Genomic DNA, 22,853 nt, shown 5'->3' on the forward strand with positions numbered 1-22,853 from the left:
GCGAAAGACCTCCGCTCCGGACGTTCCCGCATCGTTAATATAGAAGGCGGACCCCGCACGGGGCCGCCCGATCTCAAGGAGGAAATAAAAATGATGGTACCGAGCATTTGGAACGACAATCTGTTTGACGAACTGGACAATGTGTTCAACGATCACTTCTTCCGCAGGAGTCCGCTGTACGGGCGCCGGGAACAGAACATGATGAAGACCGACGTGCGCGAGACGGAAAACAGCTACGAAGTGGATGTCGATCTGCCCGGCTTCAAGAAGGAAAACGTCAACGTCCAGCTGCAGAACGGCTATCTGACGATCAGCGCCGCCAAACAGCACTCCAAGGAGGAGAAGGACGCCAAAGGCGCTTTTATCCGCCAGGAGCGTTACGAGGGGAGCTGCTCGCGCAGCTTCTACGTGGGCGAGAACATCAAAAAGGAAGACATCAGCGCCAAGCTGGAAGACGGCATCCTGCGCCTGACCTTCCCGAAGAAGACGGAAAAGGAACTCGAACAGAGCAAGCTGATCGAAATCGAATAGCTGCTTGCGCACGCAGGCCGCCGGGAGTGAATCCCGGCGGCCTGCTGTATTTTTTGGAAGAAGCTTTTGAAGCGGCATTTTCGGTGAATGTCGTGCGGGCGATTGTCCATGAATGCCATGCAACCGGTTTCACATTTTCTGTGCTATAATTCCGGCAGGATCAAAATTCACCCGGAGGTGTTGTGTGATGGCTCGGAAAGAACTGGTTTATGGAGTGGACGACGTACCGTCTCTGCCGATTTTGCTGCTGGCGGGCGCGCAGCACGTGCTCACGCTGTTCGGCGCGACGACGCTGGTGCCGCTGATCTTCGGCCCGGCGATGGGGATGACGCCGGCGCAGATCGGATTTTTCATTTCCTGCGTGTATTTCGCCATGGGGGTGTGCACGCTGATTCAGACCAGCCCGTTCGGTTCCGGGCTGCCGATCGTGCAGGGCTCGAGTTTCAGCTTCATCCCGCCGATCATGACGATCGTCGGCGTCTATTCGGCGCAGGGCACGAACGTGATTCTGCAGTACATCGGCGGGGCGCTGATCTCCGGGGGCGTGTGTCTGGTGCTGCTGGGACAGTTCGGGCTGATCGGCAGGATCCGCCGCTTCGTCGGCCCGATCACGGTGGGCACGACGATCATGGCGATCGGCTTCTCGCTGGCGGGCACGGCGATCAGCGGCAATGCCGCCGGGTACTGGCCGGCTTCGCTGACGGTGGTGGTGCTGATTTTCCTGTTCGGTCTGGGCGTGAAGGGGCGTTACGTCAACATCTTCTCGGTCCTTCTGAGCGTGGTCATCGTCTGGGGAGCGTGCTTCGCGCTGAGCCGCGCCGGCGTGTTCCAGCCGGGGCATCCCGTTTATATCGGTCTTGACAACGTGAACTCGGCCAAGTGGTTCCAGTTCACCGGCTTCATGCCCTGGGGCATGCCGAAGTTCAGCACGGTGGCGTTCGGCGCGATCCTGGCGGGGTTCTTCTCGGTCATTCTCGAAAGCATCGGCGACTACTTCAACGTCTGCAACGCGGCCGGGCTGCCCGATCCGACGGAGCAGCAGATCAGCCGGGGCATCCGCGCCGAGGGGCTGGGCTGCATCTTCGGCGGCCTGACGGGCGCGGTGGCCTGCACGAGCTATACCGAGAACATCGGCCTGATCGGCCTGACGGGCGTGGCTTCGCGCTGGGTGGTGCGCGTCGGCGCGATCCTGCTGATCGGCATGAGCATGATCGGCAAGTTCGGCGCGCTGGTAGCCACGCTGCCCGCGCCGATCATCGGCGGCTGCTACATCGCCCTGTTCGGCACCATCGGCGCGCTCGGCATCCAGGCGCTGACCCGCGCCGACATGCAGAAGCAGCGTAACGTGATGATCGTCGGCTTCTCTTTCCTGATGGCGCTGGGGCTGCCGGGCTGGGTGGAGGCGCAGAAGGATCTGTTCTTCGGCTGGGGCATTCCCGGACAGATCCTCTGGGCGATCGGCAAGACGTCGATGGCGGTGGCGGGCGTTTCGGCCTGCCTGCTGGACAATCTGATCCCCGGCACGCGCGAGGAGCGCGGCTTCAGGGACTGAGCCTGATTTTCAATGAGAACGCGCCGTTGAAAATGCCGCGCTCCTCGCGCGGTTTCATGCAGTTTTCGACGCGCTTTCGGCGCTCCGAAAAGGGCGAAGAATTTTTTGCCCTTTTTAACGAAAAGAGTACGAATTTTATAAAATGCGGAACGGGAAAAACTTTGCCGTTTTCCCCGCCCCGCATTTTTCGTGCTCGTCGTCCAAAGAAAACGGGAGGAAGAACGTCGCGGTCTGCAGCGTCTTTCCTCCCGTTTTCTCACCTTGCCAGCAATCGCGCCGACGAGGCGTATTCGCGCGCGAACGCGGCGAAATCCATATCGAGCCCGCGGATCTTGCGCAGGATGCGCGCGAAGAGCTGGACGCAATAGCGGCAGTCGGCCAACGCGCGGTGGTGCCCGCCGGCGTCGAAGTCGAAGAAGCGGCTCAGGCTTTCCAGGCTGTAGCTGTTCAGCCCGGGAAAGGCCTGCCGGCTCAGCCTGAGCGTGTCGAAGACGGCGGGGCTGTCCCATTGGAGGCGCTGACGCCGCACGACGGGGTTGAGAAAGCTCATGTCGAACGGCGCGTTGTGCAGCACCAGCGGCGACGGCCCCACGAAGTTTACGAGCGCGGCGACGGCGTCGGCGGCGCGGGGCTGGCCGCGGACCATGGCGTCGTCGATGCCGTGGATGGCGGAGACGTCGCGCGGGATGGGACGCCCGGGATCGACCAGCATTTGGAAAGGCCGCTGCGAACCGTCGGGGAAGATTTTCAGCGCGGCGATCTCGACGATGCCGCAAAAGGCGGGACTCAATCCGGTGGTTTCGATGTCGAGGGCGGTGAAGCCCGTTTCGGCGATGGAGAGAGGCATGACGCGCCTCCTTTCTGTTCGTTGCCTGGGCGGCCCGAGGAGAGCCGTCCGGCGTGAAAAAGTCTAGTGCAAAAGCGCGCGCTCTGTCAAGAGCCCGCGACAGAGTTCGAAAAAGCGAAGGTCCGGGGAATGGATTTTCCATCCGGAACCTTCGCTTTTTTGAAAATCTATGCCGCCGGCTTTCAGGGACGTTCCGGCGACGGCTTGCGCCGCGCGGCGGCGCTTTGTTTGAGCGCCGGCGTCAGGGCGGCGGTGGGGCAGGCGCGAATGCAGCGGCCGCAACGGATGCATTCGTCCCCGTTGGTGCCCTGCGGCAGTTTCAGCGTCATTGGGCAGGACACGGCGCAGCGCCCGCAGGCGACGCATTTCTGCTCGTCGAAGCCGTAGCGGAGCAGGGCAATGCGGTTGAAGAAACCATAAAAGGCGCCCAGGGGGCACAGATACTTGCAGAAAGGGCGGAACGACTTCACCGACAGGACGATCAGCGCGATCAGCAGCGCGCTTTTCCACGTGAACAGCCATCCGGCCGCGCCGCGCAGATTTTCGTTCAGGCTCAGCAGCGTCCAGCCGCCCATCAGCGTACCCGAAGGACAGATGTACTTGCAGAACCACGGATAGCTGACGCCGATCAGATCGTCGCGCACGAACAGCGGCAGGATGACGACGAACAGCGCCAGCACGGCGTATTTCAGCCGCCGCAGGGCGCGGTCGCCGGGCAGGTTCAGACGCTTGCGCCCGAGCGGGATCTTGTAAAGCAGGTCCTGAACCAGCCCGAACGGGCAGAGCCAGCCGCACACGAAGCGCCCCAGCAGCGCCCCGAACGCGAACAGAAAGCCCACGACGTACAGCGGCAGCCGCGGTTCGAATCCTGTCAGCATGGCCTGGAAGGAGCCGACCGGGCAGGCTCCCAGCGCGCCGGGACAGGAATAGCAGTTCAGCCCCGGGACGCAGACATTTTTCAACGGCCCCGCGTAGATCTTCCCTTTCAGGAAACCGGCCAGGTAGCCGTTGGTGAGGGCCGTCCACAGCAGCTGGACGGTCTGGCGCAGCCGGCCGCGCTCTTTTCGCGTCTTAGCCAATGCCCACGCACTCCAGACAGATCTTGACGGCCTTCTGGAACACGGCGAAGTTCTCGCCGCGCCACAGCCCCGCGGCGATCAGGGCGGCGCCGGCGAGCAGGCACGTCCAGCCTGCGCCGTATCTTTTCATTATTTGGCCTTCGCCAGCATTTCGCGGATGATCTCCCGCCACTGCTCGGCGCTCCGTGCGCCCGTCACCTCGCCGACGATCTCGCCGCGCCCGTTCACGAAGAAGGTCTGTGGAATGGCGCTGAAGTCGCCGAGATACTGCGCCAGACCGTCGTCGAGCAGCAGGTGAAGGTAGTCGGCTCCGGTGCGCTTGATCAGCGTCTGCGCCTTTTTGGTCTGCGCGTCGCTCTTGTTGCCGGTCATATCGAACCAGTCGTAGAGCAGGCCGACGATCTGCACGCCTTGGGGCGCCATTTCCTTCGCCAGCCGGCCGAGGTCGGGCATCTCCTGCAGACAGGGCGGGCAGAACGTGCCCCAGACGTTGAACATCGTCAGCGGCGCCTGACGGAAGATCGCCTCGTCGTGCGCCGCGCCTTCCAGATCCGCGGCTTTGAACGCGCCGATCTTTTTCGCCGCGGAAGCGGACGAAGCCATCATCGCCAGAACCGTTACGACAAGCAAAAACTTTTTCATCATTTCGTTTCAACCCTTTCCTTCGTAGAGCGCGCCCGGCATTCCGCCAGCAACGCTTCCTGTTCCATGTCGGCGCGGATGCCGAACCGCGTCAGCGCGAAATCGTAGCGCGTCGGGTCGCGCGGCGACAGGCGCGCAAAAGCCTGCGTGACTTCCTGCGCCGTTTTCAGGTCGGCCGCCCTGCGCCGCGTGAAGCGCAGCGACCGACACACCGCGTACATGTGCGTGTCAAGCGGCACGGTCAGCTCGGCGGGATCGAGCCCGTCCCAGCCGCCGGGATCCACTTCGTCGCGTCGGACGAGCCAGCGCAGCATCAGAAAATGCCGCTTGCAGGCGCTGCCGCGCTGCGGACGGCACAGCAGGCTGCTGGGGCGGCCGTTTTCCAGTGCGGCGATGAGGAAATCGAGCGCGCCCGTGAGCGAGCCGCATTCCCGCCGGGCCGAGATAAGGCAGCCGCCGAGGCTCCCCCAGCGGGAAACGACGCGCCTGGCGCCGTCCAGCAGCGCCGCAACGTCGGCTCCGTCGGTGAAGCGGTGCCGGAACGACGCGAACGTCTCGCGCCACCGCGTTTCGCCGCCTTGTTCCACGGCCGCTCGCGGCGACGGGGCGAGCGCGCCGAGCACGGTTTCGACGCTTTTGAGGATCGTCGCCACGCGCCCGTAGGCCAGCGACGAGGCGACGAGCGCCGCGATCTCGCGGTCTTCGGGCGCTTCGTAGCGGTAGAGGAACTGCAGCGGGTCGGGCGAGACGAGTTCGCGCCGGTTGCAGCGTTCGTACAGTTCCTCAAGGTACAGCGCCAGTCTCTTGTGCCGCGGCGTCATGACGTCATCTCCTCACGATTCCCGAGTCATTATATCATAATTCCGTCGGCCGAAAAAAAACGCGCGTCCTCGCGCTGCCGTTTCGAGTATAAGGGAGCCGCGGTTTTCGTTCCGTGACAAAGTTACAGAAGAAAAAACGTCAGTTGAACAGATAGCGGCCGCACGTGAGGCAGTGTTTCTTGCGGTCGCCGAAGGCGCAGTTCTGGCACAGTACGGCGGGGGTACCGCGGCCGAACGTGTAGGCGCCGCATTTGACGCAGTATTTCCAGCGCTCGCCGAAGCCGCAGTTCTCGCACAGCCGCGCCGGGATGCCCTTGTCGAACGTGTAGGCCCCGCACTTGATGCAGTACTTGCGCCGGTCGCCGAAAGCGCAGTTGGAGCAGAGCTGGGCGATGGAGCTGCGGGCCTGGGCGGCGGACGCCGCGAGCGCGAGCAGAAGGAGACACGTCACGATCTTTTTGCGCATGGTCCGATCCTTCCTTTCCCTTACAGTCCAAGGACGCCGCCGACTTCGGCGCGGCGGGCGTCGAGCTTGGCGCCCGCGCTCGTCTCGTCCGTGTCTTTGATGGAATAGTAGATTTTGATCTTCGGCTCGGTGCCGGAAGGGCGCACGGCGAACCACGAACCGTCGGCGCAGAGGAACTTCATCACGTTTTCGCGCGGCAGGCCGTCCAGCCCCTGCGCGTAGTCAAGCGTCTGCGAAACCCCCTCGAAGCGCGCGCCGCCGCGCAGGCGTGCCATCATCGCGGCGATGCGTTCGGCGCCGTCTTTGCCCTTGAGCGTGTGCGAGTCTTGGGCGTCGAGGTAATAGCCGAAGCGCGCGTAGAGACCGTTCAGCTCGTCGATCAGCGTGCGCCCTTTGCTCTTGGCCGCGGCCGCCATCTCGCAGATCAGCATGGCCGCGACGACGGCGTCCTTGTCCTGCGCATGCGTGCCGGCCAGATAACCGTAGCTTTCCTCGTAGCCGAACAGGAACTCGCGCTCGCCGCTGCGCGCGAACTCGGTGATCTTCTCGCCGATGTACTTGAAGCCCGTCAGCGTGCGCAGCACGGTCACGCCGCGGCTCTGCGCCACGCGGGCTCCCAGCTCGCCGGTGACGATCGTGGTGATCATCGTCGATTTGGGCGTGAGGGCACGGTGCGAGAGGACGAAGTCGGTCAGCAGCGCGCCGATCTGGTTGCCCGAAAGCAGCCGGAATTCGTCGCCCGCGGCGACGGCGCAGCCGATGCGGTCGCAGTCCGGATCGGTGCCGATGACGACGTCGGCGCTGATGCGGCGGGCCAGCTCGATGCCGAGCGAAAGCGTGCTGCGCTCCTCAGGATTGGGCGTCGTGACGGTGGGAAAATCGCCGTCGGGCAGCTCCTGTTCGGCGACGACGTGCACGTCGTCGAAGCCGCAGCGCTTCAGGACGGCGCGTACCGGCAGGTTGCCCGAGCCATGCAGCGGCGTGTAGACCACTTTCAGCGCGCCTGCGTTGCGCTGCGGCACCGACTGGCACTGGACGGCGTCGAGAAAGGCCTCGACGGTCTCCTGACCGATCCAGGCGATCGGTTTCTCGTCGCCGGAAGAGATCTGCGACAGGTCGGCGGCCTCCACGTATTCCGTCAGTTTTGCGGCGGGCGCGGGACAGAGCTGGCAGCCGTGCTCGTCGTAAACTTTGTAGCCGTTGTATTCCTTCGGATTGTGGCTGGCGGTGATGACCACGCCGGCCGCGGCCTTGTGGTGCTTGACGGCGAACGACAGCGCGGGCACCGGTTCGAGCTGCCGGAAAATCTTCGCCGGCACGCCGCAGGCGGAAAGCACGCGCGCCGTTTCCAGCGCGAATTCGGGCGAGCTGTTGCGCGAATCGTAGGCGATCACGACGCCGCGCTGCCAGTCCGCGATTTCCGCCTTGAGATAGCGCGCCAGCCCCAGCGTGGCCTTGCCGACGGTGTAGCGGTTGAGGCGGTTCGTGCCAGCGCCCATGAGGCCGCGCATGCCGGCGGTGCCGAATTCGAGGTCGCGGTAGAAGCGGTCTTCGATCTCCTTCTCGTCGCTCAGCGCCGCCAGTTCGCGCCGCGACGCCTCGTCGAGCCATGAAGCGCCAAGCCATTGTTCGTACCGTTCGCGATAAGTCATGGTCAGTCCTCCGTCGGTTTAAGATTTTGCAACGGCGGCATATGGTTCACATGGAACATGTGCCTTCGCCGCGCCCAAAAGAGATTCATGTTTTCCACTTGATTTTAATTGAACGGCGTCGGCCCTGCAAGATGAGGAAAACCGCAAATTTGAAACGGCGCGATACAAAACAGCCCGCGCGAATAAATTCGAGCGGGCTGGAAATTTACGCTGATTCAACGGCACACGTCCAGAGCCAGTCCGGCCAGCGCGGCGACGCCGTAGATAAAGGCGCTTTCGTCGACTTTGAAACAGGACGAATGGAGCGGCGCGTTGTCCTTGTCCTTGAAGCCGACGCCGAGGCGAAACATGACGCCGGGAACTCGTTCGGTGAAGAAGGCGAAATCCTCGCCGCCCATGGAGCAGTTCTCGAAGGCGACGATGCGGTCTTTGCCGACGACGCGTTCTGCCACGGAGACGAGCCGGTCGAACATGCCGTCGTCGTTGACCAGCACCGGCGTGCCTTCGCGGATCTCCACCCCGGCGCAGGCGCGCAGCGCTTCGGCCGTCAATCTGGCGACGCGCGGGATGGCTTCGAACAGGTGCTCCCGCACCCGAGAGCGGACCGTGCGGATCGTTCCCGTCATCTTCACGTCGGGGGCGATGATGTTGCTCCTGACGCCGCCGTGGATCGTGCCGATTGTGACCACCGCCGAGTCCTGCGGCGCCACCTCGCGGCTGACCAGCTGCTGCAGGGCCGTGATCACCTGGGCGCCGACGGCGATTGGGTCGATGCACAGTTCCGGATAGGCGCCGTGTCCCTGCCGGCCGATGACTTCCAGCGAGAAACTGTCGGACGAGGCGTTGAACGCGCCGCGGCGCACGCCCAGCGTTCCGGCGGGAATGCCTGGAAAAACGTGCAGCGCCGCTATGCAGGCGGGCGGATCCTTCTCGTCCAGCTCCCCTGCGGCGATCATTTCCCTGGCGCCCCGGCCGGTTTCTTCAGCGGGCTGGAAGAAAAATTTCACCGTGCCGTGGATCTGCCTGCGCACGCCGCACAGCGCCTTGGCCGCGCCCAGCAGCACCGCCGTGTGAACGTCGTGGCCGCAGGCGTGCATCACGTTTTCGCTTTGCGATTTGAACTCCACGTCGGCCAGCTCCGGCACGGGCAAAGCGTCCATGTCGGCGCGCAGGGCGAAGACCGGACCGGACTGAACGCCCCTGACCAGCGCCACGACCCCCGTTTTGCCGACGCGGCGCACCTCGTCAGCGCCCATTTCGCGCAGCGTCCTTTGTACGAACGCCGACGTTTCCACCTCCTGACCGCTCAGCTCCGGATGGGCGTGAAGATGATGACGCCACGCCGTCACGTCGCCGACGACCGACGAAGCCAGTTTTAAAAGCTCCATTGTCTATGCCTCCCTGTCGTGCAGCATGCCATGGAAAAGCGGAAAAACATCTTTGCCGGGACGTTTTTCCGCTTTCATTCGATCGTGTTTTACCAGCCGAAGATCTGCATCAGTGTGACCGTAATGCTGCCCATGAGGAGCTGGACAAGCAGCATGGGCAGGAACCAGCGCACGTACTTGCCGTAGGCGATCCCCGCCAGGCCGAGGACGCCCATGAGCACGCCCGAAGTGGGGATGAAACAGTTCGTGAAACCGTCGCCGAACTGGAACGCCTGTACGGCCACCTGGCGGCTGATGTTGCTCAGATCGGCCACGGGCACCATGATCGGCATGACGGTGACCGCCTGGCCGGAGCCGGAGGGAATGAAGAAGTTGATGATCACGTTGGCCAGGAACATCAGGTTGGCTCCCACGACGGCGCTGACTTTGCCGATGGGCATGGACAGGTGGTAGACGATGGTGTGGATAATCTTGCCGTCCGTCATCACCACGGAAATGGCGCGGGCGAAAACGATCACGAAGGCCGCGTACGTCAGACCGGACATGCCCTTGGTAAAGGCTTTGAACGTCTGGTTCAGCCCCAGCCCGCCGACGAAGCCGGAAGTCAGCCCCATGATCAGGAAAACGGTGGAGTAATGGGAGATGCCCCACTTCCAGTTCAGCGAGCCGTAGATGATGAAGCCGAAACTGAGCACCACGATCAGCGCGCAGACCGACTGCTGCCAGGTCATCTTCGCGTTCGCCGCGAGAGCGCCGACGTCTTCCGCTTCCGCCGGCGCGTTCGGATCGTAGACAAGGCTCTTCGTGGGATCTTTTTTGATGCGCCTGATGTAGATCAGCACAAAGGCGATCGTCAGCGCGATGTTGAGGATGTGCAGCACCACGCGGATGTTGAACCCCGAGGTGATGGGCAGGCCGGCGATCTCGTTGGCGATGCCGACGGTGAACATGTTGGCCCAGCCCACGTTGAACCCGGCGTAGGAGCCCAGGTACATCATGGCGAAGCCGACCACGGCGTCGTAGCCGAGGCTTTTGGCCAGCAGCACGCCGACGGGGATCAGGGCGATGACGGGATTGGCGAAAACCCCCACGGCGCCGCCGATCGACATGACGATCATGATGACGATCACGGCCCAGATCTCCTTGCCCTTCAGCATGCCGACGATGCGTCCCATGCCGGCGCGGATCGTGCCGGTCTGTTCGATCACTTCGACGGCGCCGCCGATGAAGAATACCATCGACATCATCACGGCCGACTGGATCATGCCCTTGGTGACGGCGTTGAAAATATCCCACGGCCCTTGGGGATTGCTCGCCACCTGATGATAGGAATTGGCGATGACGCGCTTGGTCTGCGGATCGACGTCGTACACGCCGGCGGGGATGATCCACGTCAGCGCCGCCATCACGGCCGTGAGGATAAACATCAGCGCGAACGTGTGAGGAAGCTTGAGCGCTTTGTTCTGGACTGCCATTGTGATCCCTCCTGAAAATGATATAAGTCCAAAGGGTTATTTCGGTAAATTACCATAACCGCCTGAGTTGGGCAAGTGCAAGAAGAATAAATAAGTTTAATTTTCTGAAAAAAACGGAGGGGACGGCCTTCCGCTGATGCCATCGTCGGGAACGCGCCATTTTCGATGTGCGCTCGGAAAGAAACAGTCTGAGAGAAAACGCGGATCGCTGGCATCGGCCCGGTCGGCCTGATGGCCGTGGCCGGCACCAAGATGCGCGGCGCTTCGCGGATCATCGCCGTCGGCACACGCCCCGTCTGCGTCGAAGCCGCCAAAAAATACGGAGCCACCGATTTCATCAGCTACAAGAAAGGCCCGATCAAGGAGCAGGTCTTGGAACTGACCGGCGGCAAGGGCGTCGACCGCGTCGTCATCGCCGGCGGCAGCGTGGCATCCTTCGAGCCGGCCGTCAAATCCCTCAAGCCCGGCGGCAAGATCGGCAACGTCAACTACTTGGGCAGCGGCACCTACATCAACATTCCCCGCGCCGAGTGGGGCGTGGGCATGGGGCACAAGCAGATCAACGGCGGGCTGACGCCCGGCGGCCGTCTGCGCATGGAAAAGCTTGCCCGCCTCATCACCTCCGGCAAGCTGGACGTCGCGCCGCTGTCGACTCACGTCTTCGAGGGCTGGGAACATCTGCCCGAAGCGCTGCAGCTCATGAAGGACAAGCCCGCGGAGCTGATCAAGCCGGTCGTCAAGATCTCCGATTGACGGAACATCGCAAAAAAACAGGCCTGAGCGCGGAATCCAGGCCTGTTTTTTTGTCGTGCCGAGGTGAAACATGAAAATATTGGTCATCTCCGGCTTTCTGGGAGCCGGAAAGACAACGTTCATTAAGGAACTGATCCGGCGCACGGGCAAGAACGTCGTCGTCATGGAGAACGAATACGGCGAGGTGAACCTGGACAGCCAGGAGATCTCGCAGACGTCCGACGTCAACATCCTCGAATTTGCCGAAGGCTGCATCTGCTGTTCCATGAAGGACAGCTTCGCCTCGTCGCTGCTGACGATCTCGTCCTCGCTGGATCCCGAGTACCTTGTCGTCGAGCCGACGGGGATCGGCAAGCTGAGCAGCATCCTGGCGACGGCCCAAAAATATGAGTACGAGCGGATCAGCCTGCTCCGCCCGGTGACGATCGTGACGCCGCAGAGCTTTTACCGGTATCGGCGCGAGCATCCCGACATTTATCTCGACCAGATCGAAAATTCTTGGCGGATCGTCTTTTCCAAAGGCGAGAACGAATCGGCCGACGTTCTCGAAAAGATCGCCGCCGAGATCCGCAGGCTCAATCCGCGGGCCGAGATCGTCTGCCGCCACTACACTCAGCAGGATGACGCATGGTGGAACGGGCTGCTGGAGGAAGAGTACGCCGCGGAATGTTCCACGCGGAACACGCCCGCCGAAAGCGCCGGCCGCGCCTCGAAAATCCACGAGTGCACGTTCGCCAAAGCACGCCTGCGCAATCCGGCGGAACTGATCGTCCTTTTGGAAGACGTGATCCGCGGCGGACTGGGCGACATCAGCCGGGCCAAAGGCGTCCTGCAGTGCGGCGGCGAATGGCTGCGTTTCGACGCCGCCGATTCGCGCTACTGCGTGACCGGCGCCGAAGGCTACGCGCAGGAAACGCAGTGCGTCTTCATCGGCCGCACCGTCAAAAGACGGACCCTTTTCGACCGACTGAACGCCGAACCCCACGACACGGTGAAAGTGTGACAAGAGGCAAACAAGGATTGCCACCAAGACACGAAGCAGATCGAAGAGCCGCTTCGCGGCAAAAACATGAGGACGGATACTGAGATAAAGATCAGTCATCCGTCCTCATGTTTTCATATTGCAGCGATGTTCTTTCTTTGTGTCTTGGCGGTGGATTTTGTTTTCAAGACGGCTCATTTAGCGGTGGTACGTTTAAAATTCTTCGTCATCCTCACGCCGCGAGGTGCAGCCGGCGGCGCAGTGGGCGCAGCCGCCGTTGCAGGCGGGCGTCAGGATCGCCGTCAGGGCGACGGGAAGCACCATGTTGGCGACGCCGCAGAGGTCGACGATCACTTCGTCGTTGATGAAGCTCTCCGCAAGCGGCGCCCAGACGGTCAGTTCCCCCTGGGTCAGGCGCGCGTAATTCCCGCGTGTTTCCGCACCCGGCGCGCCGAAACGGCAGACGGCCGCCGGCATGGGGCCGCTGCGCGTGTTGAGCTGAGTTACGGCGATCGTGAATTCCCTGCCCATGGCGAACATGCGCTCCATGGCGCGGTCGGTGACGGTCAGTTTCAGTTCGGACATGTTTTCCTCCCAAAAAGTCAGGGCCGCACGCCGGCGTCGATGAAGCCGAGTTTTTCCATGACGCGGCGCAGGTCGTCGGGAGCCGGGGCGCGGAACGTTCTGCCTTCGAGATGCGACAGGAACGCGGGCAGGCCGCTGAGCGTCAGGCTGCGGGCGTGCAGCATGGGCCGCTTGACGCCGAGCGATTTCAGCTGCCCTTTGGAGCCGAAGTCGCCGTACTTGACGTCGCCGAGCAGCGGGTGCCCGACGTGGTTCATGTGCACGCGGATCTGGTGCGTGCGCCCCGTGAGCAAATGCACCTCGGCCAGACTGAAGGCGCCGCTGCTCGTCAGGCGTTTGTATTCGGTGACGGCGCGCTCGCCTTTGGGATCGACGCGCACCAGCTTTTTGTCGGCGTCCTTGAGCAGCGGCACGTCGATGCGGCCGCGCTCGGGCAGTTCGCCGATGACGATGGCCCAGTAGCGCTTGTCGGCGCGGCGGGCTTTGAAGCACTCCGTCAGCGCGCGCGTAGTCGGCCCGTCCATGGCCAGCGCCATGACGCCGCTGGTGTTGCGGTCGAGGCGGTGTACCAGCTGCGGCGGGAATTCGGGATCGACGGCGTGGCCCAGCGCGCGCGTGACGACGCTGTCTTCGCCTTTCACGTCGGGCTGGCTCAGCAGCCCTGCGGGCTTGTTCACGACCATCACGAAGCGGTCGCTGTAAACGACGTCGAGCGGCAGTTTGCGCAGCGCGCCGCCTGGCGTTTCGGCGCGGCCGACGGCGCCCGGTTCTTCCCACGGCACCCAGACGTGCTGTCCCTCGAGGATGCGGTCGTTCGGCTCGCAGCGTTTGCCGTCGAGGCGCACGGCTCCCTTGCGGAAGTATTTCATCATCGCGCCCAGCGGCACGCCCGGCCACATGCAGCGCAGCACGGCGTCGAGGCGGCGGCCTTCGTCGTGGCGGCTGATTCGGAATTGATAGCTCATGGCTAGCGGGGCTGCTCGGGGCGCCATTTCCACAGGCGCCGCTGCGTGGAGAAATCGAAATCGGAAATGGCGCGGGGCGCTTCCATGCCGCCGTCGAGCTGTTCGACGGCGCCGTGCCAGCTGTTGAGGCAAAAGTCCAGATTGTCCGCTGCCGCCACGATCATGGCTTCGGGCGTGGCGGGCAGCACCGGCGAGCCGAACTCCTTCTGTCCGTGGTGGCTGAGGATGATGTGCGCCAGCAGCGTGCGCGTCAGCGGCGTGAGCTTGAACTCGTCCGCCAGCCTGACGAAGCGCGCGTAGCCGGTGGCGATGTGGTCGAGCACCGTGCCTTCCAGCGTCGACTCGGGGCCGGGATCGAGCGCGTAGGCGTCGAGCTTGCCGAGGTCGTGCAGCAGCGCTCCGGCGACAACGATGTCGAGGTCGGGCTCGTACGCGGTGCCCTGATAGCTTCGGGCGATGGCCTGCGCGGAACGCGCCACGCCGAGCGTGTGTTCGAGCAGGCCGTGCAGGTAGGCGTGATGATGCGCCACGGCGGCGGGGAAGGTTCTGAAGGCCTGCCACGTCGCGCTGTCGGGCTGAAAGACGAAGCGCAGAAACTCTCCCGCCTCGCCGCCGCAGCCGTTGACGAGCTGCCAGAACTCGGCCTCCAGCCGGTCGACGGGCACCCCGGAAGCGCGGATGAAAGCGGCCGGACGGTATTCCTCGCGCTCCTGATCGACGAGCCAGACTTGGTTGAACTGGTACTGCGGCTTGCCTTTGAACTCGGTGATCGAACCGATCAGCCCCACCGTTTCGCCCTTGAGATTCTGCACCAGCGGCGAGGACGAGGGCTCGGAAATTTCCTTTTTGACGCCGTCCTTGAGGTCGAACCACTGGGCGTTGCCCCAGATCTTGGCGTCGAGGGCGCCCGACTTGTCCATCACGGACATGATCCAGTAGGGCTTGTCGTTTTTGTCGCGTTTTTCCTTGAGCTCCGTGACCAGGCCGACGGACTGGAATTTGGAATCGACGGGAAGCGCGCGCACTTCCGCGAGCGTTTTGTTTGACATGAAAAAACTCCTTTGCGTGATGAAAGTGGCTCAGCTGAAAAAGATCCTGCCGCAGACAACTTATAATATCACCGCCAAAAGTCAAGAGGCAAGGCGCTAAAAGATCGGGAACTTTCTTTGCCGATTCTGCTGAAAAAAACGAATTGTGTTAAACTTTCACTGTGTCACGGAGGTGGTGGCTTTGCTGAAAATCATCAGTGGAAACGAATCGGACCGAGGGCTCATGCACGCGCGGGTGTCTCCGGCCGATATGGCCCGATATGCGCTGACTGACGGCGGTTTCGTGGAGCTCGAAGGCGAACGTCGCTCGGCGTTCCGCGTGGTCTACGACGCTTCCGTCGCCGAAGGCTGCGTGGGGCTCGACCCCGTCGGCATGGAGAATCTCGGCCGCGGCGAAGGGGGCGAGGTGCGCCTTTATCGCTGCGAACTGGGCTATGCCGAGCGCGTCGTGCTGATCCCCATGGCGGCCGTCGCCGCCGACGAACTGGACCGAGGCTATCTCCGCGCGCGACTGCGCGACTTGCCGGCGAGCGTCGGCGACGAGGTGCGGATCCTGTCGCCGTACGGAAACGAACTGCGCCTGCGCGTGGCCGAGACGATGCCCGGCGGCGCCGTGATGGTGACCGCCTCCACCGACGTCATTCTCGAGCGGGCCCAGATCGGTGCCCTGAAACCGAAAAAGATCACCTATGCCGACATCGGCGGGCTGGACGCGCAGCTGCGCCGTATCCGCGAGATGATCGAACTGCCGCTGAAGTTCCCGGAAGCCTTTGTGCGCCTCGGCGTGGAGCCGCCGAAGGGCGTGCTCCTCTACGGCCCGCCCGGCACCGGCAAGACGGTGATTGCCCGTGCCGTGGCCAACGAAAGCGACGCCTGGTTCACGAGCATCTCCGGCCCGGAGATCATCGGCAAATATTACGGCGAGAGCGAGGAGCGCCTGCGCGCCGTTTTCGAAGAAGCTCAGCAGAACGCGCCGGCCATCATCTTCATTGACGAGGTGGACGCCATCGCCCCCAAACGGGAGGAGATGGGCGGCGAGAAACAGGTGGAGCGGCGCGTCGTGGCCCAGCTGCTGACGCTGATGGACGGGCTTTCGTCGCGCGGCCAGGTCGTGGTCATCGCCGCCACGAACATCCCCAACACGCTTGACCCGGCGCTGCGCCGTCCCGGGCGTTTCGACCGCGAGATTGCCGTGCCTATCCCCGACCGCAACGGCCGCTTGGAGATCCTGAAGATCCACACGCGCGGCATGCCTCTGGCGGAAAACGTGGATCTGGAACGTCTGGCCGACATCACGCACGGTTTCGTCGGCGCCGATCTGCAGGCCCTCGCCAAGGAATCGGCCATGATGGCGCTGCGCCGCCTGCTGCCGTCGCTCGACGACGCGGCGAAACTGAAGGACGAAAACTTTCTCTCCATGGAGATCACCATGGGCGACTTTCTCACGGCACTGCGCGAGATCGAGGCGTCGGCCATCCGCGAAGTTTTTGTGGAAATCCCGAACACGACCTGGGACGACGTGGGCGGTCTGAAAGACGCGAAGGAAAAGCTCGTCGAGGCCGTGCAGTGGCCGCTCAAACGGGGCGAGATGTTCCGCCGCTGGGGCGTGACGCCGCCGCGGGGCATCATGATCCACGGCCCCTCCGGCACGGGCAAGACGCTGCTGGTCAAGGCTCTGGCTCACGAGAGCGGCGTGAACTTCATCACCGTCAAGGGCCCGTCGCTGATGTCGCGCTACGTGGGCGAAAGCGAGCGGGCCCTGCGCGACGTGTTTCGCACGGCCCGGCAGGCGGCGCCGTCGATCCTCTATTTCGACGAGATCGACTCGTTGACGCCGCGCCGCGGCAACGACGGCAGCTCGCAGGCGCAGACGGCCGACCGCGTCATCAGCCAATTCCTGGCCGAGATGAGCGGCATCGAGGACATGGGAGGCGTGGTGGTGGTCGCGACGACGAACCGTATCGACCGCATCGATCCGGCCCTGTTCAGCGCCGGCCGTTTCGAACTGGCGCTGGAACTGCCCATGCCCGACGAAGCGGCGCGCGAGGAGATCCTGCGCATCCATCTGCGCAAGATCCCCCTTGCGGGGCTGTCGTTCCATGACCTGGCAGTGCGGACTGAAGGCATGAACGGCGCCGAGATCGCGGCGCTGTGTCACGCTGCCTCCATGGAAGCGCTGCGCGAACAGATCCGCAGCGGAACTGACGCTTCGCCCTGCCTGGAACGGCGTCATTTCGAGGCGGCTTTTCGGGCGGAAAAGCTGCGCCGTCAGGCGCTGGAGCGGGAAAGCGGCGATAAAGCGAATGTTTTGTGAGCTTTCGGCCGCGCCGGCGCTGACGATCCCGCTTTTTCGCTGAAAGGGCGGCGAAGCGCCGCTGAGTTTCAAGAAAATCGAAAGGGTCTGTTTGCGAAAACAGGCCCTTTTTTCAAAGACGATGCGAGTCGCATCGGATCTCCCACGAGGTGATTGAAATGAAAAAAGTTGCGGCGCTGACGGCGCTGCTTCTGTGCTGCGCCTGGCCGTCGTCGGGCGTGCCGGCTTTCGATCCGGAAAAGGTGACCGGGCCGCGAATCGAAAGGCTGTGCTTGGTCATCGTCGCCAACGCCGATGCGCAGGTGCTGGCGGCGGAGAACGGCGAGCTCGACATCCTCGGCGACATTGCCCGCCCCGCGGACATCGATCGCCTGAGCGCCGATCCAGATCTGGAAATGTCGCTGGCGCGCGGTTTTCATGCGTTCTTTTTGCTCATGAACAACACCCGCGCTCCCTGGAACGATCGGATCGTCCGCCAGGCGGCGGCTCAGTCCATCGACCGCAACAGCATGGTGCGCAGCATTTATTCCGGCTACTGCGAGCCCATCAACAGCTGGCTGCCGCCCGTTTCGCCCTGGGCGAGCCCGGACGGCACGCGCAATATCTTCGACCGCGCCGCCGCCCGCGAGAAACTGCTTTCCCGCGGCTACCGCTTCAACTTTGCGGGAAAACTGACGGCTCCCGACGGCCGGCCGCTGCCTAAGATCACGCTGCTGGCGCCGCTGGCCCGCGTGACGCCGACCACGGCGGAAATGGCGGAGCGCCTCGCCGACTCGCTGAACGCCGCCGGCTTCGACGTGGAAGTGGAGCCGCTGGACTTTTCCGCCATGATCGCGCGCCTGGATCGCAAGGACTATTCGCTGGCGGTGCTGGCCTGGTCCATGGGGCGCAATCCCGACTCGCTTTACAGCTTTTACCACAGCTCCATGGACGTTGCCGGCGGCTACAACATGACCGGCACTCGCGACGCGGCGCTCGACGCGGCGCTGACGAAACTGCGCTTCGCGCCCGACAAGGCGTCGGCGGAACGGGCGTCGGCGGAAGCGCAGCGCCTGCTCGGCGAACTGGTGCCGTCGGTGCCCGTTTACAGCCGCTTCTCCGTGGCGGCGGTCTCGAAAAAATGGCGAAACGTGCTGTCGACGGACAGGATCACCGCCGACAACATGTGGACGCTGGTGATGGCCGAGCCGCGCGACGGGACGGCGCGCACCATGACCATGGCGCTGGCCGAGGAACCGCGCAGCCTGAATCCATTTACCGCCAGCAGCGCTTATTCGTGGCAGGTGCTTGGCATGATCTACGAGGGGCTGATCGCGTCCAATCCTTTCACGCTCGAGGACATGCCCGGTCTGGCGGAAGAGTGGCGCGTCGAGACGGAGGGCGAAGGCGCCGCCGCCCATACCGTGCTGCGCTTCAGGCTGAAGGAGAATCTGCGCTGGAATGACGGCACGCCGCTGACGGCCGGCGACTTGAAGGCGACGATCGATTTCATCCATAAAAACGAAATTCCCCGCTTCTTCGACGCCGTCAAGGATGTGGCGGAAACGGAAGCGTTGAACGCCCGCGAGCTGACGGTAACCATGAAAGGCGTGAGCTACTGGTATCTCGACAACGTCGCCGGGCTGCCCTGGATGCCGGCGCGGATCGTGGAAAACGTCAAGGACTGGCAGAACTGGGATCCCCTCGACCGCGAAGAAAAATTCGGCCCGCGCGGCCTCGTCGGCGCTGGCCCCTTCATGCTCGAGGAATACCATCCCGGCGAGTACGTGATGATGAAGCGCAATCCCTGTTATCTGCGCCTGCCGAAGGAGACGGAAAGGAGATGAGAAAAAACTGGCTGTTGCGCCGCGTGCTGGCCTCGCTGGCCGTGCTGGCGGCGGTGCTGGTACTGAACTTCGTCCTTTTTCGCGTGATGCCCGGCGACGCCGTGAGCGCCATCATCGATCCGAACTTTTCGCCGCAGGCCAAGGAACGCCTGCGCGAACTCTACGGGTTGGAGCGGCCGTTGCTGGAACAGTTCTTTATGTATCTGAAGCAGACGCTGACGTTCCGTTTCGGTCTGTCGTTTCTGAGCCGAAAGCCCGTCTGGGACGAACTGCTTTCGCGTTTGCCCGGCACGCTGATCTTGATGTCGCTGGCCATGTTCTGCTCGGCGGCGCTGGGCGTTTGGCTCGGCGTGAAGGCGGCGGTGAAGCGCGGCTCATGGCTGGAACGAACGGTCTTGCGCGTCGGCGCGGTGATGTCGTCGTTTCCGGGCTTTTTTGTGCAGCTGGTGCTGCTCATGCTGCTGGCGCACGACTTTCCGATCTTTCCGCTGCGCGGCAGCCTGTCGGTCCCCGCTCCGTCGGGCGGCTGGGCGCTGTTGGCCGACCGCGCCTGGCATCTGGCGCTGCCGGTGCTGTCGCTGACGTTGATGGGCTTCGGCGGCTGGGCGCTGTACGTGCGCAATCTGATGGTTCGAGCGCTCGGCGAGGATTACGTGCTGATGGCTCGCGCCCGCGGCCTGACGAAACGCCGCGTGATTTACGGACATGCCTTCCGCACGATTCTGCCGCCGCTCGTGACGATCCTGCTGATGTCGGTGCCGGGACTCGTTTCCGGCGCGGTGATCACGGAGACGGTCTTCTCGCTGCGCGGCGTGGGATCGTTTTTGCTCGAGGCGCTTTCGGGCCATGATTATCCGGCGGCGGGCGCTTCCTTTTATTTGCTGGCGCTGATCACGGTCGTCTGCAACCTGCTGGCCGACGTTGTCTATGGACTGGTCGACCCGCGCGTGCGCCTCGAGGGGGTGAACCGATGAGCGGCTTTTTCAGGCGCGCTTCCCTTTGGTTCCTTGTCTTCATCGCCGCGGCGGGAATCGTCGGTCCGCGGCTGCTGGACAGCCCCGCCGACGTCGTGGGGGCGCCGTTTGCCCGGCCGGTCTGGTGGCGCGGGGATCTTTCGACGTCGAAAACGGCGGAGTTCTCGGTTGCCGGCGGACGCACGGCGCTGGTAAGCGACGGCTTTGCGAAAGACGACGGCCTGCGGGCCGGCGCGTCGGGCCTGGCCTTCGACTGGAAAACGCAGTCGGCGGCGGTTTTCGCGCTGGAAGGCGAGATCACGGCGAATCCCGCTCGGACGGTGACCGTGACGTGGCGCACCCCGGAAAAGGATTTTGAGTTGGTGCGCCGTGACGGACAGGAAAAGTATTGGCTCAATCTGGACGCGCGGGATATGATCTTCAAGCAGCGCCTTGGCTTGCCGTTGATCGGGCGCGGCACGGAGCGGCTTTTCCCGCAGCGGGGACGTTGCGAATTGGCGGTCGGCGGCGCGGAGAGCTTTCGCCTCAAACTGATCCTGTTCGGCCGGAAACAGGGATTGCTGGGCACCGACCAACGCGGGCGCGACGTTTTTGCTCTGCTGCTGAACGGCATCGGCACGTCGCTGACCGTCGGCGTCAGCGCGACGCTGGCGGCGACGCTGCTGGGCCTCGGTTTCGGGCTGACGGCCGGTTACGTGGGCGGCTGGGTCGACGCTCTGATCATGCGTGCCGTGGACATCCTGCTGGCGATCCCCACGCTGCCGATTTTGATGACGCTGGCGGGCCTGTGGGGCAAAGGATTATGGCAGCTTGTGCTGATCCTGTCGATTTTCTCGTGGATGGGAACGGCCCGTTCGGTGCGCGCGCTGACGCTGACCGTCCGCGAAAGCCCGTGGGTGGAGGGATTGAAGGCGCTCGGCGCGAAAAAAAGCTATATCCTCCGGCGGCATCTGGTTCCCGAGACGGCGCCGATCGTGCTGGCCAACCTGGCTCTGGGGGTGCCGGGCGCAATCCTGGCGGAAGCGGGGCTGGCCTTTTTGGGATTGTCGGACCCGCGCCTGGTGTCGTGGGGGCGAATGCTGCACGAAGCGCACTCTTTCGGCGCCTTTGCCGAAGGCGCGTGGTGGCTGATCGTGCCGCCCGGCCTCGGTATCGTGTCGCTGTGTCTGATCTTCGTGGACATGGGGCGTTTCCTTGAAGAGCGCATCGATCCGCGGCTGGGAGGGGAAGATCATGCTCAACGTTGAAGGGCTCCGCGTTCGTTACGCCGGTCAGTTGCATGAGGCGGTTTCAGGGGTGTCGTTCGACGTGCCGCGGGGAGCTTTCGTCGGCCTTGTCGGAGAGTCGGGCAGCGGCAAGACCAGCATCGTCATGGCGGCGCTGGGGCTTCTGCCTGCGGGCAGCGCCGCGACCGGCGCCATCGACTTCGAAGGGCAAAACCTTCTGACGCTCGACGAAGAATCGCTGCGGCGCCTGCGCTGGAAAAAAATCGCGCTGGTGCCGCAGGGCGCGCAGAATTCCTTTACGCCCGTCAAAACGGTCGGAGCTCACATCGAGGAAGTCCTGCGCGTTCATCTGCGCCTGCGCGGCGAAGCGGCCAAGGCTCGCGCCGCGGCGCTGCTGACGGAAGCCGAACTGGACGCCGCCGTCGCCCGTCGTTATCCTCACGAGCTGTCCGGCGGTCAGAAACAGCGCGCCGCCATCGCCCTGGCGCTGGCCTGCGAACCGTCGCTGCTGCTGGCCGACGAGCCGACCACGGCGCTTGACGTGGTCACCCAGGCCGGCATTCTCGGATTGCTGCGCCGGCTGCGGCGGGAAAAGCGGCTGACCGTGCTTCTTGTGACCCACGATCTGCCCATGGCCGCGTCCGTCTGTTCGCAGCTTTTCGTGATGAAAGACGGCCGGCTGGTCGAGCGCGGCGCGCCGCAGGATCTGTTGACGGCGCCCCGTCATCCCTACACGCTCCGGCTCGTGCGCGCGATACTTTGAGGCGAGGGGGAGATGGCTGTGGAAGCGACGGTTCGGGTGCAAAATCTTTTCGTGAGTTTTCGTTCCAGGAGCGGCGGCGAGCATCGGGCGGTCGCGGGACTTTCCTTTGCCGTGGAAAAAGGCGGGACGCTGGCCGTCGTCGGCGAATCGGGCAGCGGCAAAACCACGCTGCTGCGCGCGCTGATCGGCCTCGTGCCGCCGGAGGCGGGGTCGGTGGCGCTTTTCGGGCACAATCTGCAGGAGCTCGCCGCGGCGGATCTTTCGAAAATACGCCAGCGCTGCGGTTACGTGCCGCAGGATCCGTACGGGGCGCTGCCGCCGTCGCTGACCGCGCTGGGCGCTGTGATGGAACCGGCGGTCATCGCCCGGCGCGGCCGTACGAAAGAAGACGTTCGTGCCAGAGCCAAAGCGCTTCTGGCCGAGCTGGGGCTGACGGGCGAGCGCGTCCTCGATTCCCGTGCCGTCGGGCTTTCGGGCGGCCAGCGCCAGCGCGTCGAACTGGCTCGGGCGCTGATACTCGAGCCGGAATTGCTGCTCTGCGACGAACCGACCTCCATGCAGGACGTGTCGATGCGCGGCGATATCATCGCGGTCCTGCGCCGACACGTGGCGCGCGGCATGAGCCTGATTTTCGTCACTCACGACCTGAAACTGGCGGCCCGCGCCGCCGAGCGCATCCTCGTCATGCAGCGCGGACGCCTTTGCGAGGAGGGGGCTGCCGCCGAAGTGCTGTCCCATCCTCAGGCTTCCTACACAAAGGATCTGATCGCGGCGATCCCCGTGCTGCCGGCGAAACCGCTTCCCGAGGCGCGGCTGAAGGGAAAGCGTCTCTATCGGGATGGCGGAAATGATGTTATCTTGACATAGGTTTGTTACGTTTTTATAATGGATTTACGGTTTCACCCGAATGGGTGATGCTTTTTTCCACGCGGCGAGTATGCTGATATCGGTTTCAAAAACGTG

General features: G+C 63.6%; 22 protein-coding genes. 10 read left to right on the top strand and 12 right to left on the bottom strand.

Annotated elements, in window-relative coordinates:
• Window positions 1-90: 90 nt before the first annotated feature.
• Together FYJ74_RS02750 and FYJ74_RS02755 are read left to right on the top strand one after the other, a co-directional pair.
• The gene (locus FYJ74_RS02750; protein ID WP_154528077.1) at window positions 91-531 is read left to right on the top strand and encodes an Hsp20/alpha crystallin family protein; all 441 of its coding nucleotides are present in this window, start codon (window positions 91-93) and stop codon (window positions 529-531) included.
• A 187-nt stretch (window positions 532-718) separates the two neighbouring features.
• Complete coding sequence (locus FYJ74_RS02755; protein WP_154528078.1) at window positions 719-2,083, top strand: uracil-xanthine permease family protein; 1,365 nt, start codon at window positions 719-721, stop codon at window positions 2,081-2,083.
• A 256-nt stretch (window positions 2,084-2,339) separates the two neighbouring features.
• Here FYJ74_RS02755 and FYJ74_RS02760 read toward each other — a convergent pair whose 3' ends face one another.
• The 9 genes from FYJ74_RS02760 to FYJ74_RS02795 form a co-directional block, all read right to left on the bottom strand.
• Window positions 2,340-2,930 (bottom strand): 3'-5' exonuclease, encoded by a 591-nt coding sequence (locus FYJ74_RS02760; protein WP_154528079.1) that lies wholly within the window; start codon window positions 2,928-2,930, stop codon window positions 2,340-2,342.
• Between the two features lie 182 nt (window positions 2,931-3,112).
• Window positions 3,113-4,009, bottom strand: a complete 897-nt coding sequence (locus FYJ74_RS02765; protein WP_154528080.1) for a 4Fe-4S binding protein — start codon at window positions 4,007-4,009, stop codon at window positions 3,113-3,115.
• Window positions 4,002-4,139: a CD1871A family CXXC motif-containing protein gene (locus FYJ74_RS11595; RefSeq protein ID WP_195838775.1), complete on the bottom strand. Its 138-nt coding sequence runs from the start codon at window positions 4,137-4,139 to the stop codon at window positions 4,002-4,004. The genes FYJ74_RS02765 and FYJ74_RS11595 overlap by 8 nt, the downstream gene beginning before the upstream one ends.
• Entirely contained in the window at window positions 4,139-4,654 is a 516-nt protein-coding gene (locus FYJ74_RS02770; protein WP_154528081.1) for a TlpA family protein disulfide reductase, read from the bottom strand. Before FYJ74_RS02770 ends, FYJ74_RS11595 begins: the two co-directional genes overlap by 1 nt.
• Window positions 4,651-5,472 carry a TIGR02757 family protein gene (locus FYJ74_RS02775; RefSeq protein ID WP_154528082.1) on the bottom strand — a complete coding sequence of 274 codons (822 nt, stop codon included), beginning with the start codon at window positions 5,470-5,472 and terminating at the stop codon, window positions 4,651-4,653. Before FYJ74_RS02775 ends, FYJ74_RS02770 begins: the two co-directional genes overlap by 4 nt.
• Before the next feature lie 139 nt (window positions 5,473-5,611).
• Window positions 5,612-5,938 carry a hypothetical protein gene (locus tag FYJ74_RS02780; RefSeq protein WP_154528083.1) on the bottom strand — a complete coding sequence of 109 codons (327 nt, stop codon included), beginning with the start codon at window positions 5,936-5,938 and terminating at the stop codon, window positions 5,612-5,614.
• A gap of 20 nt (window positions 5,939-5,958) precedes the next feature.
• Window positions 5,959-7,590: a phospho-sugar mutase gene (locus tag FYJ74_RS02785; protein ID WP_154528084.1), complete on the bottom strand. Its 1,632-nt coding sequence runs from the start codon at window positions 7,588-7,590 to the stop codon at window positions 5,959-5,961.
• Window positions 7,591-7,805: 215 nt separating this feature from the next.
• Window positions 7,806-8,978, bottom strand: coding sequence for a M20 metallopeptidase family protein (locus tag FYJ74_RS02790; RefSeq protein ID WP_154528085.1), 1,173 nt, complete (start codon window positions 8,976-8,978; stop codon window positions 7,806-7,808).
• An 89-nt stretch (window positions 8,979-9,067) separates the two neighbouring features.
• A complete protein-coding gene (locus FYJ74_RS02795) occupies window positions 9,068-10,453 on the bottom strand; it encodes a YfcC family protein (RefSeq protein WP_154528086.1) in 1,386 nt (461 codons plus the stop codon).
• Window positions 10,454-10,684: 231 nt separating this feature from the next.
• Here FYJ74_RS02795 and FYJ74_RS02800 point away from each other — a divergent pair, with 231 nt between their 5' ends.
• Both FYJ74_RS02800 and FYJ74_RS02805 read left to right on the top strand, forming a co-directional pair.
• On the top strand, window positions 10,685-11,206 hold the full coding sequence (locus FYJ74_RS02800) for a zinc-binding dehydrogenase (protein WP_320633416.1): 522 nt from the start codon (window positions 10,685-10,687) through the stop codon (window positions 11,204-11,206).
• 70 nt (window positions 11,207-11,276) lie between these two features.
• A complete protein-coding gene (locus FYJ74_RS02805) occupies window positions 11,277-12,209 on the top strand; it encodes a CobW family GTP-binding protein (protein ID WP_154528087.1) in 933 nt (310 codons plus the stop codon).
• A 192-nt stretch (window positions 12,210-12,401) separates the two neighbouring features.
• On the opposite strand, the gene FYJ74_RS02810 is transcribed toward FYJ74_RS02805, so the two are convergent.
• Genes FYJ74_RS02810 through FYJ74_RS02820 form a run of 3 tightly spaced genes read right to left on the bottom strand, consistent with a single transcriptional unit; the run spans window position 12,402 to window position 14,787 of the window.
• Window positions 12,402-12,773 (bottom strand): hypothetical protein, encoded by a 372-nt coding sequence (locus FYJ74_RS02810; RefSeq protein WP_154528088.1) that lies wholly within the window; start codon window positions 12,771-12,773, stop codon window positions 12,402-12,404.
• A gap of 17 nt (window positions 12,774-12,790) precedes the next feature.
• Window positions 12,791-13,738, bottom strand: a complete 948-nt coding sequence (locus tag FYJ74_RS02815; RefSeq protein WP_154528089.1) for an RluA family pseudouridine synthase — start codon at window positions 13,736-13,738, stop codon at window positions 12,791-12,793.
• A gap of 2 nt (window positions 13,739-13,740) precedes the next feature.
• Window positions 13,741-14,787, bottom strand: a complete 1,047-nt coding sequence (locus FYJ74_RS02820; RefSeq protein WP_154528090.1) for a 3'-5' exoribonuclease YhaM family protein — start codon at window positions 14,785-14,787, stop codon at window positions 13,741-13,743.
• Between the two features lie 181 nt (window positions 14,788-14,968).
• Between FYJ74_RS02820 and FYJ74_RS02825 the strand changes: the two genes are divergently transcribed.
• The 6 genes from FYJ74_RS02825 to FYJ74_RS02850 all read left to right on the top strand — a co-directional run bounded on the left by FYJ74_RS02825 (window position 14,969) and on the right by FYJ74_RS02850 (window position 22,757).
• On the top strand, window positions 14,969-17,101 hold the full coding sequence (locus FYJ74_RS02825) for a CDC48 family AAA ATPase (RefSeq protein WP_154528091.1): 2,133 nt from the start codon (window positions 14,969-14,971) through the stop codon (window positions 17,099-17,101).
• Between the two features lie 158 nt (window positions 17,102-17,259).
• A complete protein-coding gene (locus FYJ74_RS02830) occupies window positions 17,260-18,927 on the top strand; it encodes an ABC transporter substrate-binding protein (protein ID WP_154528092.1) in 1,668 nt (555 codons plus the stop codon).
• The gene (locus FYJ74_RS02835) at window positions 18,924-19,901 is read left to right on the top strand and encodes an ABC transporter permease (protein WP_154528093.1); all 978 of its coding nucleotides are present in this window, start codon (window positions 18,924-18,926) and stop codon (window positions 19,899-19,901) included. Before FYJ74_RS02830 ends, FYJ74_RS02835 begins: the two co-directional genes overlap by 4 nt.
• A complete protein-coding gene (locus FYJ74_RS02840; protein WP_154528094.1) occupies window positions 19,898-21,148 on the top strand; it encodes an ABC transporter permease in 1,251 nt (416 codons plus the stop codon). Before FYJ74_RS02835 ends, FYJ74_RS02840 begins: the two co-directional genes overlap by 4 nt.
• Entirely contained in the window at window positions 21,135-21,890 is a 756-nt protein-coding gene (locus FYJ74_RS02845; protein ID WP_154528095.1) for an ABC transporter ATP-binding protein, read from the top strand. The genes FYJ74_RS02840 and FYJ74_RS02845 overlap by 14 nt, the downstream gene beginning before the upstream one ends.
• A 12-nt stretch (window positions 21,891-21,902) precedes the next feature.
• Complete coding sequence (locus FYJ74_RS02850) at window positions 21,903-22,757, top strand: ABC transporter ATP-binding protein (protein WP_154528096.1); 855 nt, start codon at window positions 21,903-21,905, stop codon at window positions 22,755-22,757.
• Window positions 22,758-22,853 lie beyond the last annotated feature (96 nt).

The sequence above is a fragment of the Pyramidobacter porci genome (assembly GCF_009695745.1).
GTDB lineage: Bacteria > Synergistota > Synergistia > Synergistales > Dethiosulfovibrionaceae > Pyramidobacter > Pyramidobacter porci.